The 15,415-nt window shown below is 68.8% G+C and carries 17 protein-coding genes; 3 read left to right on the top strand and 14 right to left on the bottom strand.

Annotated features, from left to right (window positions below; genetic code table 11):
- Positions 1 to 2: 2 nt before the first annotated feature.
- From P3102_RS26575 to P3102_RS26550, 6 genes are all read right to left on the bottom strand, one after another.
- Positions 3 to 1,196: an Ig-like domain-containing protein gene (locus P3102_RS26575; RefSeq protein ID WP_276362683.1), complete on the bottom strand. Its 1,194-nt coding sequence runs from the start codon at positions 1,194 to 1,196 to the stop codon at positions 3 to 5.
- Positions 1,197 to 1,288: 92 nt separating this feature from the next.
- Positions 1,289 to 2,155, bottom strand: coding sequence for a patatin-like phospholipase family protein (locus P3102_RS26570; RefSeq protein WP_276362682.1), 867 nt, complete (start codon positions 2,153 to 2,155; stop codon positions 1,289 to 1,291).
- Positions 2,156 to 2,164: 9 nt separating this feature from the next.
- The gene (locus P3102_RS26565; RefSeq protein WP_276362681.1) at positions 2,165 to 2,830 is read right to left on the bottom strand and encodes a DedA family protein; all 666 of its coding nucleotides are present in this window, start codon (positions 2,828 to 2,830) and stop codon (positions 2,165 to 2,167) included.
- Positions 2,831 to 2,891: 61 nt separating this feature from the next.
- Positions 2,892 to 3,893, bottom strand: coding sequence for a lipoyl synthase (gene lipA, locus P3102_RS26560; protein WP_276362680.1), 1,002 nt, complete (start codon positions 3,891 to 3,893; stop codon positions 2,892 to 2,894).
- 37 nt (positions 3,894 to 3,930) lie between these two features.
- Positions 3,931 to 4,887: an oxidoreductase gene (locus P3102_RS26555; protein ID WP_276362679.1), complete on the bottom strand. Its 957-nt coding sequence runs from the start codon at positions 4,885 to 4,887 to the stop codon at positions 3,931 to 3,933.
- Positions 4,888 to 4,929: 42 nt separating this feature from the next.
- On the bottom strand, positions 4,930 to 5,460 hold the full coding sequence (locus P3102_RS26550; RefSeq protein WP_276362678.1) for a hypothetical protein: 531 nt from the start codon (positions 5,458 to 5,460) through the stop codon (positions 4,930 to 4,932).
- 130 nt (positions 5,461 to 5,590) lie between these two features.
- On the opposite strand from P3102_RS26550, the gene P3102_RS26545 reads away from it, so the two are divergent.
- Positions 5,591 to 6,208: a TetR/AcrR family transcriptional regulator gene (locus tag P3102_RS26545; RefSeq protein ID WP_276362677.1), complete on the top strand. Its 618-nt coding sequence runs from the start codon at positions 5,591 to 5,593 to the stop codon at positions 6,206 to 6,208.
- 24 nt (positions 6,209 to 6,232) lie between these two features.
- Positions 6,233 to 7,168: an LLM class F420-dependent oxidoreductase gene (locus P3102_RS26540; RefSeq protein WP_276362676.1), complete on the top strand. Its 936-nt coding sequence runs from the start codon at positions 6,233 to 6,235 to the stop codon at positions 7,166 to 7,168.
- Positions 7,169 to 7,226: 58 nt separating this feature from the next.
- Here P3102_RS26540 and P3102_RS26535 read toward each other — a convergent pair whose 3' ends face one another.
- From P3102_RS26535 to lpdA, 8 genes are all read right to left on the bottom strand, one after another.
- Positions 7,227 to 7,508, bottom strand: a complete 282-nt coding sequence (locus P3102_RS26535; protein WP_276362675.1) for a hypothetical protein — start codon at positions 7,506 to 7,508, stop codon at positions 7,227 to 7,229.
- Positions 7,509 to 7,567: 59 nt separating this feature from the next.
- Positions 7,568 to 8,311: a lipoyl(octanoyl) transferase LipB gene (gene lipB, locus P3102_RS26530; RefSeq protein WP_276362674.1), complete on the bottom strand. Its 744-nt coding sequence runs from the start codon at positions 8,309 to 8,311 to the stop codon at positions 7,568 to 7,570.
- A 10-nt stretch (positions 8,312 to 8,321) separates the two neighbouring features.
- Positions 8,322 to 8,936: a phosphatase PAP2 family protein gene (locus tag P3102_RS26525; protein WP_276362673.1), complete on the bottom strand. Its 615-nt coding sequence runs from the start codon at positions 8,934 to 8,936 to the stop codon at positions 8,322 to 8,324.
- The gene (locus tag P3102_RS26520) at positions 8,933 to 9,817 is read right to left on the bottom strand and encodes a TIGR01777 family oxidoreductase (RefSeq protein ID WP_276362671.1); all 885 of its coding nucleotides are present in this window, start codon (positions 9,815 to 9,817) and stop codon (positions 8,933 to 8,935) included. Before P3102_RS26520 ends, P3102_RS26525 begins: the two co-directional genes overlap by 4 nt.
- Positions 9,818 to 9,831: 14 nt before the next feature.
- Positions 9,832 to 10,332, bottom strand: coding sequence for a helix-turn-helix domain-containing protein (locus P3102_RS26515; RefSeq protein ID WP_276362670.1), 501 nt, complete (start codon positions 10,330 to 10,332; stop codon positions 9,832 to 9,834).
- Between the two features lie 20 nt (positions 10,333 to 10,352).
- Positions 10,353 to 11,435 (bottom strand): serine hydrolase, encoded by a 1,083-nt coding sequence (locus P3102_RS26510; protein ID WP_276362668.1) that lies wholly within the window; start codon positions 11,433 to 11,435, stop codon positions 10,353 to 10,355.
- 182 nt (positions 11,436 to 11,617) lie between these two features.
- Positions 11,618 to 13,414, bottom strand: coding sequence for a 2-oxoglutarate dehydrogenase, E2 component, dihydrolipoamide succinyltransferase (sucB, locus tag P3102_RS26505; RefSeq protein WP_276362667.1), 1,797 nt, complete (start codon positions 13,412 to 13,414; stop codon positions 11,618 to 11,620).
- A gap of 56 nt (positions 13,415 to 13,470) precedes the next feature.
- Complete coding sequence (lpdA, locus tag P3102_RS26500; RefSeq protein ID WP_125794825.1) at positions 13,471 to 14,844, bottom strand: dihydrolipoyl dehydrogenase; 1,374 nt, start codon at positions 14,842 to 14,844, stop codon at positions 13,471 to 13,473.
- Positions 14,845 to 15,058: 214 nt separating this feature from the next.
- Here lpdA and P3102_RS26495 point away from each other — a divergent pair, with 214 nt between their 5' ends.
- Positions 15,059 to 15,403, top strand: coding sequence for an oxidoreductase (locus tag P3102_RS26495; protein ID WP_125787941.1), 345 nt, complete (start codon positions 15,059 to 15,061; stop codon positions 15,401 to 15,403).
- The last annotated feature ends 12 nt before the right edge of the window (positions 15,404 to 15,415 follow it).

Below are 15,415 nucleotides of genomic sequence, written 5' to 3'. Positions count from 1 at the left end.
CTCTAGTTGAGCGCGCTGCCCGCCTGCCAGTCCGCCCAGGACTTCGACCAGTCGCCGTAGAGGTCCCAGACGGGCAGCTGCGGGCCGCCGGAGTTGGTCACCTCGACGACGTCGCCGAACCCCATGTTCTGGTAGAACCACTGGGCGTTCGCGGCATTGAGGTTGATGCAGCCGTGCGACACGTTCGAGCTGCCCTGCGCGCCGACGCTGTTCGGGTTCTCGTGGACGAATTCGCCGTCGTTGGAGATCCGCAGCGACCACTTCTCGTTCGCCTTGTAGTACCCCGGCTGGCCCTGGCAGACGCCGTAGGTGCACGAGTCCATCGTGTAATTCTCGTGTTTGTCCGAAATGACGTGCGCGCCCGAATGTGTGGGCGTGGTGTCCTTGCCCATGGAAATGGGCATCGATTTCGCCAGTGTGCCGTTGTGGAAGATCTGCATCTGCTCGGTGTTGCCGTCGGCTTTCGCGACCCAGGAATCGTGCACTTCGTACGTTTCCGTGCGGTCGGTCGCGCCGTAGACGCCATTGCCGAAATCGACGCCGTAGATCATCGCCGAAACCTTGAGCGTCGTGCCCGGCTGCCAATACGCCTTGGGGCGGTAGTGGACGTTCTTGTCGTCGATCCAGTACCAGGAGCCCTCCTGCTTCGGCGTGGACTCCACCGACAGCTTCTTCTCCACCTCGGCCTTGTTCTTCACCGGCTGGCCGAAGGCGAACACGATCGGCTGCCCGACGCCGACACCGCCGGAGGCGACCGCGGCGGGCGCCGGGATCAGGTTCGGGTTCGCTTGCTGCTTCGGGCTCAGCGTGGATACCCTGCCCTGCTGCTCGACGGACTTTCCGTCACCGCCCTGGGCGTGCGCCACGATCTTGTAGGTGCTGCCGTAGCCGAGCGGCTCGGTGCTCTTCCAGCTGAGCCCGTCGCCGGCCAGTTCGCCCTTCACCTGGTTGCCCTTGTCGGTGTTGCTGACGGTGACGTCGACCAGCTTGCCGTGCTCGGCCTTGACCACCACCGGGGTCGCCGGACTGACGTTCGTCCCGCCTGCCGGGTCGATGGACACCGAAACCGGGCTTTCGCCGGCCCCGGAACCGGGCGAATTCGGCGTGCCGGTGTCGTCCGAGGACGAACAGGCCGAGATCAGCAGTACCGCGGCGAGTATTCCGGCCGTCGAAAGTAATGTCTTCTTGAAAAACATGAGGGTCTCTTTTTACGTCGCTCGATCAGCGGAAAGTTCTCTTTCAAAACTACGCGATGAAGAGGACGTGATCGCTGCCGGATGGTTGCCTGTCAGGCCACGACGAGACCGGGAGCACCATAAAGTCCGGGGCCATCGACGCTCAATTCACCCAAATAGGTCTTCGCGGCCGCATAAGCCTCGGCGACGAGAGTCGTGGTGTGACTGAAGTCCAGCGGGCTGACCCGCACCGGCTTCGGCCCCGGCACGTAGACCACGGGCACCTCGGCCGCCGCGATGGGCGCCTCCAGCACGGCCTGGTTCCGCATGCTGATCATCGCGGTGAACATCATCACCTCGGCGAAGGTCTGCGGGGCGCCGGGCATCTTGCCGGGGAAGGCGCAGTCGAGGACGACGAGCGATTTCGCCCCCATGTCGAGTGCCTGGCGCATCGGCACGTTGGCGACCAGGCCGCCGTCGTAGAGCATGCGCTCCCCGAACGGCACCGGCGGATAGATTCCCGGGATCGCACAGCTGGCCAGCAGGGGCGCCAGAACGGGCCCGGAGCGGATGAGCAGCGGCTCGGCGGTGTCGACGTCGGTCGCGACGACGCCCAGCGGCAGCGCGAGATCCTCGAAGCGGACGCCCTCGCCGAGGTGCTCGTCGACGATCGCGGCGAGGCCGGTGTTGGGGAACAGGTGGGTCTTGCTGTGCCGCAGGGTCCGCACCTGGCTGAGCACGCCGCCCGGGAACGCCTCGTGCCGCGTCATCCGGGACCAGATCCGGTCCAGCCGGGCACCCGCCGCACCTTCGAGTGCGAGGACGGCGGCGTTCAGCGAACCCACCGAGGTGCCGGCGACGAGGCCGGGGGCGATGCCGCTTTCGGTGAGGGCCCGCAACATCCCGACCTGCATGGCGCCGAGACTGCCGCCGCCACCGAAGACGAAACCGATCGGCTGGGGCAGGTTCAAGGCGGCCATACCCGGAATCTAGTCTTCCGCGCCGACCTTCGCGGGAGTGGCGTCTTCGACCGGGACGGCGGCGAGCGCTTTCTTCTTCTTGTAGCGCATTAGGAAGAACACGGCGACCCCCACCAGCACCCCGACGATCACCAGGCCGCCGGTGTTGAGCACACCTTCGACCTTCTTGGCGGCCTCGCCGAGGGCGGCGCCGATGCCGATGTGGATGGCCGACCAGCAGGCCGCGCCCGCCGCGGCGGCGGGCAGGAACTTGCGGAACGGCAGCCCCGACGTCCCGGACGCCGCCGGGGTCAGCGTGCGGATCACCGGGAGGAACCGCGCGAAGAACACCGCCCAGGCACCTCGTCGTTCGAGCACACCCGTGGCCTTGTCCCAGGCGTCGAGGCCGTACTTGCGGATCAGCTTCGTCTCGCGCAGGCGTGGGCCGAAGCGTTTGCCGATCGCGTAGCCGAGCGAGTCGCCGAGTGCGGCGCAGACCGTCACGACGGCCCACAGGGTCAGGAACCGGGAGACCGACGTCGCCGTCGTGGCCGCGATCAGCAACCCCGATTCACCGGGTGCGATGAAGCCGAGCCCGATGGTGCATTCGGCGAACACCAGTCCGCCGGTCGCCGCGACCAGTCCCGGTTCCGGGAGACTCTGCAGCCAATTGAGAAGATCGGTTACCAACGCCACCAGGTCACTTTACTGATCCGTGATCTGGTGGGTGGTGAGGTCGCGGAGAGGGTGACCGGAGTCACCGCGCCAGCAGTGAGCTGGCTTCTTGGGCGGCGGGTCCTTCGGCGGCGAGGTGGGCCAGGTTCTCCGACAGCGCTTCACCGCGGTGAGCCTTCGTCTGCGCGAACAAGCGACCGGCCCGATACGACGAACGAACCAGCGGCCCCGCCATCACACCCGCGAACCCCAACGCTTCGGCCGCCTGCGAATGTTCCACGAACTCCTCCGGCTTGACCCACCGGTCCACCGGGTGATGCCGAGGCGAGGGCCGCAGGTACTGGGTGATCGTGAGGATCTCACACCCCGCCTCGACCAGATCCCTCATCGCCGGAGCCACCTCCTCCGGCGTCTCACCCATCCCCAGGATCAGATTCGACTTCGTCACCAAACCAGCCTCACGAGCCCGCGTGATCACCTCCAACGACCGCGCATACCGGAAACCCGGCCGAATCCGCTTGAAAATCCGCGGCACCGTCTCCACATTGTGCGCCAGCACCTCAGGCCGCGAACCGAACACCTCAGCCAACTGACCAGGAACGGCATGGAAATCCGGGATCAACAACTCCACACCCGTACCCGGATTCAACGCGTGAATCTGACGCACGGTCTCCGCATACAGCCACGCACCACCATCCTCCAGATCATCACGCGCCACACCGGTCACCGTCGAATAACGCAAACCCATCGCCTGCACACTCTCGGCGACCTTGCACGGCTCGGTGCGATCCAGCTCAGCGGGCTTACCGGTGTCGATCTGACAAAAATCACACCGACGCGTGCACTGATCCCCACCAATCAAAAACGTCGCCTCACGGTCCTCCCAGCACTCATAAATATTGGGACAACCCGCCTCCTCACACACAGTGTGCAAGCCCTCACGCCTGACCAGACCCTTGAGCTCGGTGAACTCCGGCCCCATCCGCGCCCGAGTCTTGATCCACGACGGCTTCTTCTCGATCGGGGTCTGGGAATTCCGAACCTCGAGCCGCAACAGCTTGCGGCCATCTGGGGCAGCACTCACCCCGTCACCCTACGCCCGCCGGAGCGGTGGTCGTCGCTCACGCGGGGTCGGGGGTGGCGCCCGTCAACTTGGTGGTCACGTCCCACAACGCGGCACCGAGCGATTCGCTTCTCGCGGCCGGCAGAGGGCGCACCTTGACCGGGGCGCCGCGAAGTCCGCCGAGTCCGCGCGGGCCGATGTAGTCGCCGCCTTCGACCTCGGGGGCGGTCGCCGCGAACAACTGCGGGAGCGTGCCCTGGCGGACGTTCTGGGCGGCGAAGATCTCGCAGATCCGGTTGCCCGCGCCGACGAGCGCGCGCACCACGGGGTTGCGGTAGGAGCGGGCCATTCCGGAACCGAGTCCGGTCCACGTGTAGCCGGGGTGCGCCGCCACACTGAGGACGTCCTCACCCGCGGCGCGCAGCCTGCGGTCGAGTTCGAGCGCGAACACCTGATTGGAGAGTTTCGACTGGCCGTAGGCCGAACCGGGGTTGTACATCCGGCGTTCGAAGTTCGGGTCGGCGACGTCGATGCGCGCACCTGTCGCCGCGACACTCGACAAGGTCACGACCCGCGCTCCCGAGCCGTCGCGCAACGACGGCATGAGCAGCCAGGTCAGCACCGCGTGCCCGAGATGATTCGTGCCGAACTGGGTCTCGAAGCCGTCCTTGGTGTGACCGCGCGGAGTCGCCATCACGCCCGCGTTGTTGACCAGGACGTCGAGCTTGCCGCCCGTCAGGTCCTGGACCTTCTTCACGGCTTCGCGAACCGAGTCGAGGTCGGCGAGGTCCAGCCGGACGAGTTCGGGCGCTTCCCCGGTCGCCGCCGCGCGCACCTGCTCCAGCGCCTTGGCGCCGCGCTCCGGTGAACGGCAGCCGAGCAGCACGCGGGCCCCCTTGCCCGCGAGCACCTCGGACATGCGCAGCCCGAGCCCTGAGTTCGCCCCCGTGACGAACACGGTCCGGCCGGTCTGATCCGGGATGTCGGCCTCGGTCCAGCGCGTGTGAGCAGCCATGTCGGTACCTAACTACATCGCCGCCCACCCCGCCATGCCGGATCAGGCGCTCGGCGCGAGCAACCGGAGCAGGTGCCCCATGGGGCTGCGGCGACGGGCGGGCTTCGCGTGCCGTCCGTGCCGGAGCAGGGTGGCGAACGCGCTGCCGACCTTGGTGATCTCCGCGGCCGGTTCCCTGCCGTCGGCCAGCCCCGCCGTCAACGCGAGAGTACGCAGTTCGGCCTCGTGCGACGGGAGCAGCGCGGGGCACCGTTCGAGGGCCGCGTCGAGAACGGCGCGGAGGGTCTCGTGTTCGGCGACGGCACTGTTCCAGGCGCGGGTGACGGCTTCGACCCGGTCGAGCGCGAGGTCTTGGTCGGCGTAGTCCGGGTCGGTCGTCTCGGCGCGGAGCTGACCGGCGAACACCTGGGTCCACTTGTACCGAAGCGCGAGCAGAAGCTCCTCCTCGGTGGCGAAGTACTGGGTGGCGCCAGGGATTTCTTCGAGTGAGATCGCGTCGGACGGGTGGTGACCCGCCTGGCGCAGTGCGGCTTCGAGGATGTCGCGCCGCCGGTAGAAGTCGTTCCAGCTCATGATGTGGGCTCCCCTCCGCGACCCGGTCATACCGCAGGTTTGCGACATACTCCCGGTACGGGCCTGGCGCAGCCAACATACCATGAGTATGGAGCGAGGCCGGCGGCGTAAAGTTGTGAAGGTGGCGACAATGAGGTCAAGGCGGCTGGACTATTCCGAGTCCACCCGGTCGGCACTCGTCGAGAGTGCCGTGGAGCTGTTCACCGAACGCGGATACGCCGGCACGTCTCTCGACGAGATCGCCAAGCGGGCCAGGGTGACGAAGGGCGCGCTCTACCACCATTTCAGTGGGAAGCAGGCGCTTTTCGAGGCTGCCTTCGACACGGTCGAGAGCCAGGTCTTCGACCGGCTCGAAAAGATCATGAACGGCCCCGCCTCGCCGTGGGAGCGGGCGCTGTCGGGGTTGCGCGGTTTCCTGCAGAGCTGCCTCGACCCGGCGTATCAGCGCATCGCCATCCACGAGGCGCCGGTGGTGATGGGCTGGGAACGCTGGCGCGAGGCGGAGGAACGGTGCAGTTTCGGCCTGGTCCGCACCGGGATCCAGTCGCTCATCGAGGTCGGCGAGGTCGACGAGGTCCCGGTGGACGTCACCGCGCGGCTGCTGTTCGGCGCGCTGTCGAGCGCCGCCATCGAGATCGCGAGTTCGCCGGAGCCGAAGAAGGTCAGCGCCCAGGTCGAGGAGGTCCTGGTGCGGTTGCTGGTGGGATTCCGCCGGGTGCCGGCCGCCGAGCACGGGAAGGCGAGCTGACCGCGCCCTGGCTAGGGTGGCGGCGTGGACCTCAGGATCTTTACCGAGCCCCAGCAGGGGGCCAGTTACGAAGACCTGCTCCGGGTGGCCAAGGCCACCGAGGACGCGGGTTACGACGCCTTCTTCCGCAGCGACCACTACCTGAAAATGGGTTCGGCGACCGGCCTGCCCGGGCCGACCGACGCGTGGATCACCCTCGCGGGTCTCGCCCGTGAGACCAGCCGTGTCCGCCTGGGCACCCTCGTCACCGCCGCCACCTTCCGGCATCCGTCGGTGCTGGCGATCTCGGTCGCGCAGGTGGACCAGATGTCCGGTGGGCGCGTCGAACTCGGCCTCGGCTCGGGCTGGTACGACGACGAGCACACCGCCTACGGCCTCGACCTGCCGCCGATCAAGGAGCGTTTCGACCGCTACGCCGAGCAGCTGGCCGTCGTCACCGGCCTGTGGGGGACACCGGAAGGGGAGACGTTCTCCTTCGACGGCGAGCACTACCGGCTCGTCGACTCGCCGGGGTTGCCCAAGCCGGCGCAGCGGCCCCGGCCGCCGGTGATCATCGGGGGTAGCGGCAAGAAGCGCACCCCGGCACTCGCCGCCCGGTACGCGGACGAGTTCAACCTGCCGTTCGTGAGGCCCGACTTCGCCGCCGAGCAGTTCGGCCGCGTCGACGAGGCCGCCCGCCAGCTCGGCCGCGACCCCGAGGAGATCCTTCGCTCGGCGGCGCTCGTCGTCGCCGTGGGCCGCGACGAGGCCGAGGTCGCGAAGCGCGCCGACGTGCTCGGCCGAGAGGTCGCGGAGCTGCGGGAGAACGGACTCGCGGGGACGCCGTCGGAAATCGTCGACAAGATCGGGCAGTGGCGGGAGAAGACCGGCATCACCCGGCTGTACCTGCAACTGCTGGACCTCTCGGATCTGGACCAGGTCGAGTTGATCGCTTCCGAGGTCGCTCCTCAGCTGGACTGAGTACATGAAGGCCCCCTTCCTTGCGCCAGGTGCAAGGAAGGGGGCCTTCATGTACTTCTCAGACGTACTCGACGTCCACGCTGGCGATGGAGCCGCCGGGACCGAACGAGACGCCCGAAGGGTTGCCGTTCACCGCCGGGTAGCCCTCTTCCCTGGTGCAGTGCACCCGGCAGTACTGGACGACGACCTGGTAGGTCCCGCTCGGGCAGAAGCCGGCGGCCCAGGTCGAGCCGTTGGTCTCGGTCCAGCAGCCCGGGGGCACCGCCGACGCGATGCCGGGCGAGGTGAGCAGCCCGCCCACCACGGCCGCGGCCGTCAGGACGTACGCGAATCTCCGCATCTTTCCTCCCCGTGGGCCCACGGTGTTTCCGGGACCCTGCAAGGAGTTTGGCACAACGGTCAGTTCCGCAGAGCGAAAGTGACGCCGGGGGCCGCGGGCGCCTCGGGGCGTGCCAGCCAGCGCTCGTCGTCCACCGGCAGGTCGCCTTCCAAAGCGGCGAGCACGGCTTCACGCGCCATCGGCAGTACGGAAGCCACAGTGACCTCGCGGCCGAGCTCGTAGGAGAGCGACGTCACGCCCGCGTCCCGGATGCCACACGGAACGATCTTGTCGAAGGCGCCCAGGTCGGCGTTGCAGTTCAGCTCGAAACCGTGCATGGTCACGCCGCGCTGGACGCGGATGCCGATCGCGGCGATCTTCCGCTCGACGCCGCGGTCGTCGGCCGGGATCCAGACGCCGCTGCGGCCCTCGACCCGGCCGGTGCGCACGCCGAGCTGATCGCAGACGGTGATCAGGGCCTCTTCGAGACGACGGACGTAGTGCACGACGTCGATCGGGTCGGCGAGTTTGACGATCGGGTAGCCGACCAGCTGGCCGGGCCCGTGCCAGGTGATCTTGCCGCCGCGGTCGACGTCGATCACCGGGGTGCCGTCCGTCGGCCGGTCCTCGGCTTCGGTGCGCTTGCCCGCGGTGTACACCGACGGGTGCTCCAGCAGCAGCATGGTGTCCGGGCCGTCACCGTCGGCACGGGCTGTCACGTGCTTTCGCTGGAGTTCCCAGGCTTCGGTGTAGTCGATCGTCCCGATCTCGCGGACGTCGACGGGCTCGGTGGAGGCGCGGCATGACGTGGTCGAAGAGCTCACGTCAGCGACACTACGCCCGGTCTTGCGGCAGGGGGAGCAGGCCCAGCCCGGCCGCCGAAATCAGGCCGACCCCGCCCACGGCGAGTACGGAACCCGCGGTGTCGGTCAGCCAGTGCACACCCAGCACGATGCGGCAGAGGGCACCGAGCACCGTCGCCGCGGCGGCGATCGCGATCGCGAGCCGCGCCAGCCGCGGCCGGGTCCACGCGCACAGCAGCACCGCGACGAACCCGGTGCACGCGACGGAGACCACGTGTCCGCTCGGATAGCTCAGATCGGGGAATGCGCGAGGCCGTTCCCGGTAGAAGAGCGGTTTCGCGAGCAAGCTGGTCATCCGGCACGACAAGAGGACAACGGCCAGTTTGACGCACAACGCGGTCAGGTCCCGGCGGCGCCAGGCGAGCACCGCCAGCACCGCGCCCAGCGCGAACGGCAGGACCGGGCCGAGGACGTTCGTGACCAGGCCCGCCACCTGCCCGGCGACCTGGGTGTGCTGGCCGCGGAACGCGTCGGCGAGGGCGACGTCCACCGGCGGCGGCCGCTTGTCGACGAGCAGCCCGAGCGTGACGAAGCCGATCAGCAGCAGCGTCCCGGCGAGGGTGTACAGGCCGCGCCGCACGGTCATGTCGCGGCGGTCAGCGCGTCTTCGAGGGTCGAGTGGCGGAACTCGTAACCCGCCTCCTCCAGTACCCGGGGCAGGGCGCGCTGCCCGAACAGCGCCATCTCCTCGGCCGCCTGTCCGAGGGCGATCTTCATGGCGAAACCCGGCACCTGCCAGATCGCCGGCCGGTGCACGGCACGGCCCAAGGCCTTCGTGAAGGCGGCGTTCGTGACGGGCCGCGGTCCGCAGAGGTTCACCGGGCCGGACAGGGATTCGTTCTCCAGCGCGAAGACGATCGCGCCGACCTCGTCTTCGAGCGAGATCCAGGGCATGTACTGCTTGCCGTCGCCGAGTTTCCCGCCGAGTCCCCAGCGGAACAGCGGGCGCAGGACGTCCAGGAGCCCGCCCTCGCGCGCGAGCACCAATCCGGTGCGGACGCGGACGACCCGGGCACCCGCGGTGACCGCGGGTTCGGTGGCGCCCTCCCAAGCGGTGCAGAGCCCGGCGAGGAAGCCGTCTCCCACCGGACTCGATTCGTCCACAAGGGACGGACCGGGGTCGCCGTAGTAGCCGACGGCGGAGGCGTTGACCAGCACCGGGATTCCGTGCTCGGCGACCGCTTCCGCGAGTACCTCGGTCGGTTCGACCCGGCTGTCGACGAGCACCTGTTTGCGGGCCGCGCTCCAGCGCCCCGGCAGCAGCGGCGCGCCCGCCAGGTTCACCACGGCGCCGACCCCGTCGAGCGCGCCGTCGGCGATCTCCCCGGCCGGGGGATCCCAGCGGCGTTCGTCGGACGCCCGCTCCTCCCGGCGCACGAGGCGGACCACTTCGTGTCCGGACCGGCGTAACCGTGTCGTCAGGGAGGTGCCGATCAGCCCGCTCGCGCCCGCGATCAGAACTCGCATGCTGCGATCGTGTCCTATCCGCGATCCGGCCGCACGCTCAGATTCTTCAGCTGCCCGGCGACGTCGGCGGCGGCGGTGAGCAGCACCAGCACCGGGATCGTCGCGGCGGGACGGAGCCGGTAGCTGCCGCGTTTGTCCTGCTCGACGATTCCGGCCCCGGTCAGTGCCTTGAGGTGGTGGTACAGCTGGCCCGGAGACCCGAGTTCGGCGGCTTCCTGAAGGGCGGGCGCGGTCTGCGCGCCCTTCTCGGCCAGCGTCCGCACGAGCGCCACCCGCGCGGTGCTGGACAGGGCCGCGAGCACTTCGACCCGCGGCCCGTCCGGGAACGCCAGCACCGGGCCGGGCGTGACGTCGATCGCCCAGCTCAGTTCGAGCGGCTCGGTCAGCCGGCCGTGGTAGCCGACCAGACCGCCGGGGCTCGCCGCCGGTCCGGCCTGGTCCGGAGAGTGCTTGTTCTCGAGCGCGGCGACCCGGGCTTCGAGGGCGGCGATCCGATCGGCGAGCTCAGCGTTCATACCGGTTGTCTATACCGTGGTCAGCGGAGCGCTCGTTCCAGGGCGGTGAACCGCGCCGGGTCGGACAGCGCCTCGAGCACGAGGTCGATGAGCGGCAGAGCGTTCCCCATGTCCTGGTCGCTCACGCCGGTGAGCAGGACCGCCGCCGTACCCGACCGTCCGCCCGGCCAGCGGACGGAGAGCCCGATGGTCAGTGAGCGCGGCATGCTTCCGCCCTTGAAGAGCACTTCGCTCGCTCCGGGCGGTACGCGGTCCGAAAGCGGTTGCGCGAGGATCTCGCGCGCGGGCGTGTAAAGGCCCTTCGCGATACTGCGGTGAAGCGAGAACAGTTCCGACGCCGAGCCTTGGCCGTGCCCCTTGATCCACGGCCATTGGGCGTCGGAGGTACCCGGCATATGCGGCCAGCGCTCGAAGGCTTCGGCGCGGAACCGCGGATCGCGGACGAACCGGCGTGCGACCGCGTCGCCCAGCGCCCGCCGGATGGCGACCGGGCTGCCGGGCGGGGGCGCGTACTCCGGCATCATCAGCATCAGGACCTCGCCGCCGAACGAGCGGGTGTCCGGCCTCGGCCAGCCGCCCCGCGCCGCCGCGCGCTGAAGGGCGGGATCGCCGAGACGGGTGCGGAGATAGTCCGCGGCGGCGTTGTCGCTGAAGAAGATCATCGCTTCGGCGAGCCTGGCCAGGGGGACACGCTGTTCGGGATCCTTGGCGATGCCGTAGTCGTCGCAAGGGACGCCCAGCCAGTTGAGCGCCTGGAAATGCGCGCGGCCGTCGGCGACGAAGGGGTGGTGGGCGTCCCAGTCGCCGACGCGGATCTGTTCGTTCGGGTCGAGCCCGCCCTCGGTGACCGCGACGGCGTACGCGCTGAGCTGCACGACCTTGACGGACGACGCCAGCACGCGCCGGACGTCGGCGTTGCGTGCGGCGCGGCGTCCCGCGCCGTCGTCGATCAGGACGGAGACATCGCGCCGGTGGGCGGCGATCCAGTCCAGCCAGCCCTGTCCGGTCGTCGTGTCCGGCTGGGTCGCGCTCGCGGTGCCCGGCAGCAGCAACGCCGCCGATCCCGCAACGGCACCGGCCAGCAGATGGCGTCTCGTCAGCATGGGTGACCTCCTCGCTCTAGTATTCCGTAATTTCGGAATACTAGAGGAACCTCGCGCAATTCGTCACCTGCTTGCGGTGGTTCGTGATGCCGGCCACCGCAAGCAGGTGACGAATTGCGGAGAAAGAGGAAGGCCCTCGCCCCGCCGAAGCGGGACGAGGGCCTTCACGGACCACGGAAGGATCAGAGACCGAGCTCGTCCTCGAAGTTGCCCTCTTCCAGACGCTGCTTGATCGTCGTGACGAAGCGGCCCGCGTCGGCCCCGTCCACCAGGCGGTGGTCGTAGGTCAGCGGCAGGAACGCCATCGACCGGACGGCGATCGTGTCGTTGCCGTCGGCGTCCGCGATCACGACCGGGCGCTTCACGACCGCGCCGGTCCCGAGCATGCCGGACTGCGGCTGCACGATGATCGGCGTGTCGAACAGGGCGCCGTTGGAGCCGATGTTCGTGATCGTGAAGGTGCCACCCGACAGCTCGTCCGGCTTGATCTGGCCCGAACGCGCGCGGCCCGCCAGGTCGGCGATGCGGTGCGCGAGACCGGCGAGGCTGAGCTCACCCGCGTCGTGGACGACCACCGACAGCAGACCCTTTTCGGTGTCCACCGCGATCCCCAGGTGCACCGCACCGTGGTAAGTGATCTCCTTCGTGTCCTCGTTGTAGGACGCGTTGACGTTCGGGTGCTGCTTGAGCGCCTCGACGGTGGCCTTCGCGAAGAACGGCAGGAACGTCAGGTTGACGCCCTCGCGCTCCTTGAAGGCCGCCTTCGCCCGCTGGCGAAGCTTGGCGATCTTCGTGACGTCCACCTCGTGGACCTGCGTGAGCTGCGCGGAGATCTGCAGCGACTCGCGGGTCTTCGTGGCGGTGATCTGACGGATCCGGCTGGCCTTCTGCACGGTGCCGCGCAGCGCGGCGAGCTCCGGCGAAACCGCAGCCTTGCGCGGAGCCGACGGGGCGGCGGCGGGAGCCGGGGCGGCGGCAGCGGGCTGCTCGGCGGGCTGCTCGGCGGGAGCCGGGGCGGCCTTCTGCTTGGCCTCGGCGGCCGCGAGCACGTCCTGCTTGCGGATGCGGCCACCGACACCGCTGCCGGTCAGCGACGACAGGTCGATGCCGTGCTCGGAAGCGAGCTTGCGGACCAGCGGCGTCACGTACGGCGCGTTGTCCGAACCGTTGTCGCTGCTCGCCGCCGGCTTCGGGACCTCGGCCTTGGGTTCGGGCTTGGGTTCCGGCTTCGGCGCGGGAGCCGCTTCGGCCTTGGGTTCGGGCTTCGGCTCGGGCTTGGGTTCCGGCTCGGGCTCGGGCTCGGGCTCGGGCTTGGGTTCCGGCTTGGGCTCGGGCTTCTTCTCCTCGGCCTTCGGCGCCGGGGCGGAACCGGCGGCACCGATCACCGCGAGCACACCGCCGACCTCGACGGTCTCGTCCTCGCCGGCGCGGATCTCCAGCACGGTGCCGGCGACCGGGGACGGGACCTCGGTGTCGACCTTGTCCGTGGAGATCTCGAGCAGCGGCTCGTCGACCTCGACGCTGTCACCGACCTGCTTGAGCCACCGGGTGACGGTGCCTTCGGTGACGCTCTCGCCCAGCTCGGGCAGCTTCACCTCGGTGCCTTCACCATCCGAGGCCGGCGCGGTGTCCGGCTTGGACGGCGCGGAAGCCTCCTCCTGCGCGGGCTCCGGCTCGGGTTCGGGCTGCGCCTCTTCGGAGGCGGGCTCGGCGGAACCGGAGGACTCCGGCACCCCGCCGGTCCCGTCGTCGATGACGGCGAGCTCGCCGCCGACCTCGACGGTCTCGTCTTCCTGCGCGCTGATCTTCACGACCTTGCCGGCGACCGGGGACGGGACCTCGGTGTCGACCTTGTCCGTGGAGATCTCGAGCAACGGCTCGTCGACCTCGACGGTGTCGCCCTCCTGCTTCAACCACCGGGTGACGGTGCCCTCGGTGACGCTCTCACCGAGCTCCGGCAACGTGACGGAGTAGGCCATCGTTCGCTGACTCCCTTGATATGTCTTGCTTGGTCTGTTTCTTCGACGGTGAGACGTCAGCTGTGGACGTGCAGCGGCTTGCCCGCGAGGGCGAGGAACGCTTCACCGAGGGCCTCGGTCTGGGTGGGGTGCGCGTGGATGAGGGGAGCCACGTCCTCGGGGAACGCCTCCCAGCTGTAGATCAGCTGTGCTTCGCCGATCAGCTCGCCGACGCGGTCGCCCACCATGTGCACGCCGACGACCGGCCCTTCCGGGGCCTTGATCAGCTTGACCCCACCGGAGGTCTTGAGGATCTGGCTCTTGCCGTTGCCGCCGAGGTCGTAGGTGAAGGTGGTGACGTCGGAGCCGTACTTCTCCTTGGCCTGCGACTCGGTGAGGCCGACCGAAGCGACCTCGGGGTGCGAGTAGGTGACGCGCGGGATGCCGCTCTCGTCGATCACGCGCGGCTCCTGGCCGGCGATCTCTTCCGCGACGAAGATGCCCTGCTGGAAGCCGCGGTGCGCGAGCTGCAGGCCGGGAACGATGTCGCCGACGGCGTAGACGTTCGGCAGGTTGGTGCGCAGGCGGTCGTCGGTGAGGACGAAACCGCGCTCCATCTTGACGCCTGCCTCCTCGTACCCGTGCCCGGCCGAGTTCGGGCCGCGGCCCACGGCGACCAGCAGCAGGTCGGCTTCCAGCGTCTCGCCGGACTCCAGCGACACGCTCACACCGTTGTCGTCCTGCTTGGCGCCGGTGAACCGGACACCGGTCTTGAAGCCGATCTTGCGACGACGGAAAGCGCGCTCGAGCTGCTTGGACGCGTACTCGTCCTCGTTCGGGACCAGGCGGGGCAGCGCCTCCACGATGGTGACGTCGACGCCGAAGGACGCCCACACGGACGCGAATTCGACACCGATGACACCACCGCCGAGGACGATGACCTTCTTCGGGATGTAGTCCAGCGAAAGCGCCTGCTCGCTCGCGATGATGCGGCCACCCAGCTCGAGGCCGGGCAGCGTCTTCGAGTACGAGCCGGTGGCGAGGATGACGTTCTTGCCGGTGTAGCGGGTGCCTTCGACCTCGACGGTCGTACCGCCGACGAACGTTCCGGTGCCCTCGACGAGGTTCACCTTGTGCGCCTTGGCCAGGCCCTGGAGGCCCTTGTACAGGCGGGAGACGATCCCGTCCTTGTACTTGTTGACCCCGGCGATGTCGATGCCTTCCAGCACGGCCTTGACACCGAACGTCTCGGCGTCGCGGGTCTCGTCGGCGACCTCCGCCGCGTGGAGGAGGGCCTTGGTCGGGATGCAGCCTCGGTGGAGGCACGTCCCGCCAAGCTTGTCCTTTTCGATCAGGGTGACGGAAAGGCCCAGCTCGGCCGCGCGGAACGCGGCGGCGTAGCCGCCCGATCCGCCACCCAGGATCACAAGGTCGGCGGAGGTGTCGGTCACTTCAATAACTCCTCGGCAGGCGGTAGGGGTGGAGCTCTGGCGCCGCTTCGCGCGGTATACGCGCGCGCGGACACTTGCCATCTTGTCACTACGGGTGGAGAGCCTGCGACCTAGGCCGCGTCCTGTGACCCACGGGACACGGCCCGCGCGGGTCGCCACGGGGAGCACACGCCAGGGTCGGGATAATGGACGCCGGACACGAGTGGGAAGTGAGGTGGTCGGAGTGGGTCTGTTCGACTCGCTGCGCCGGCGCTCCAAAGGCGGGCAGAAGCCCGGTACGCTGCGAAAAGCCTCTTCGAACGACTTCAAGCATCTCGAAGAGTGGGCCTCTTCACGGACCGGTGTCGAGGCCTATGTGGAGCCCAAGACCAACGTCACGGAGACCACCGTCGTCCTCATCGCCCATGACGGTGAGTGGACCAGGCGCCGGATCGAGAGCCTGGACGCGGCCCAGCAGTTCGGTCGCAAACGGTCGATCCCCGTGTACGAGGTCGCCAGAGTCGGCTACCCGAAAAGGATGCGGGAGTACACGGAGCGTAAGAAACGCGGCGAAGCCTGACGCGCGGTGGTC

The sequence above is a fragment of the Amycolatopsis sp. QT-25 genome, assembly GCF_029369745.1.
Lineage (GTDB): Bacteria > Actinomycetota > Actinomycetes > Mycobacteriales > Pseudonocardiaceae > Amycolatopsis.
The sequence above is the reverse complement of the archived record's forward strand: the minus strand, read 5'-3'. Positions and strand labels throughout refer to the sequence as shown.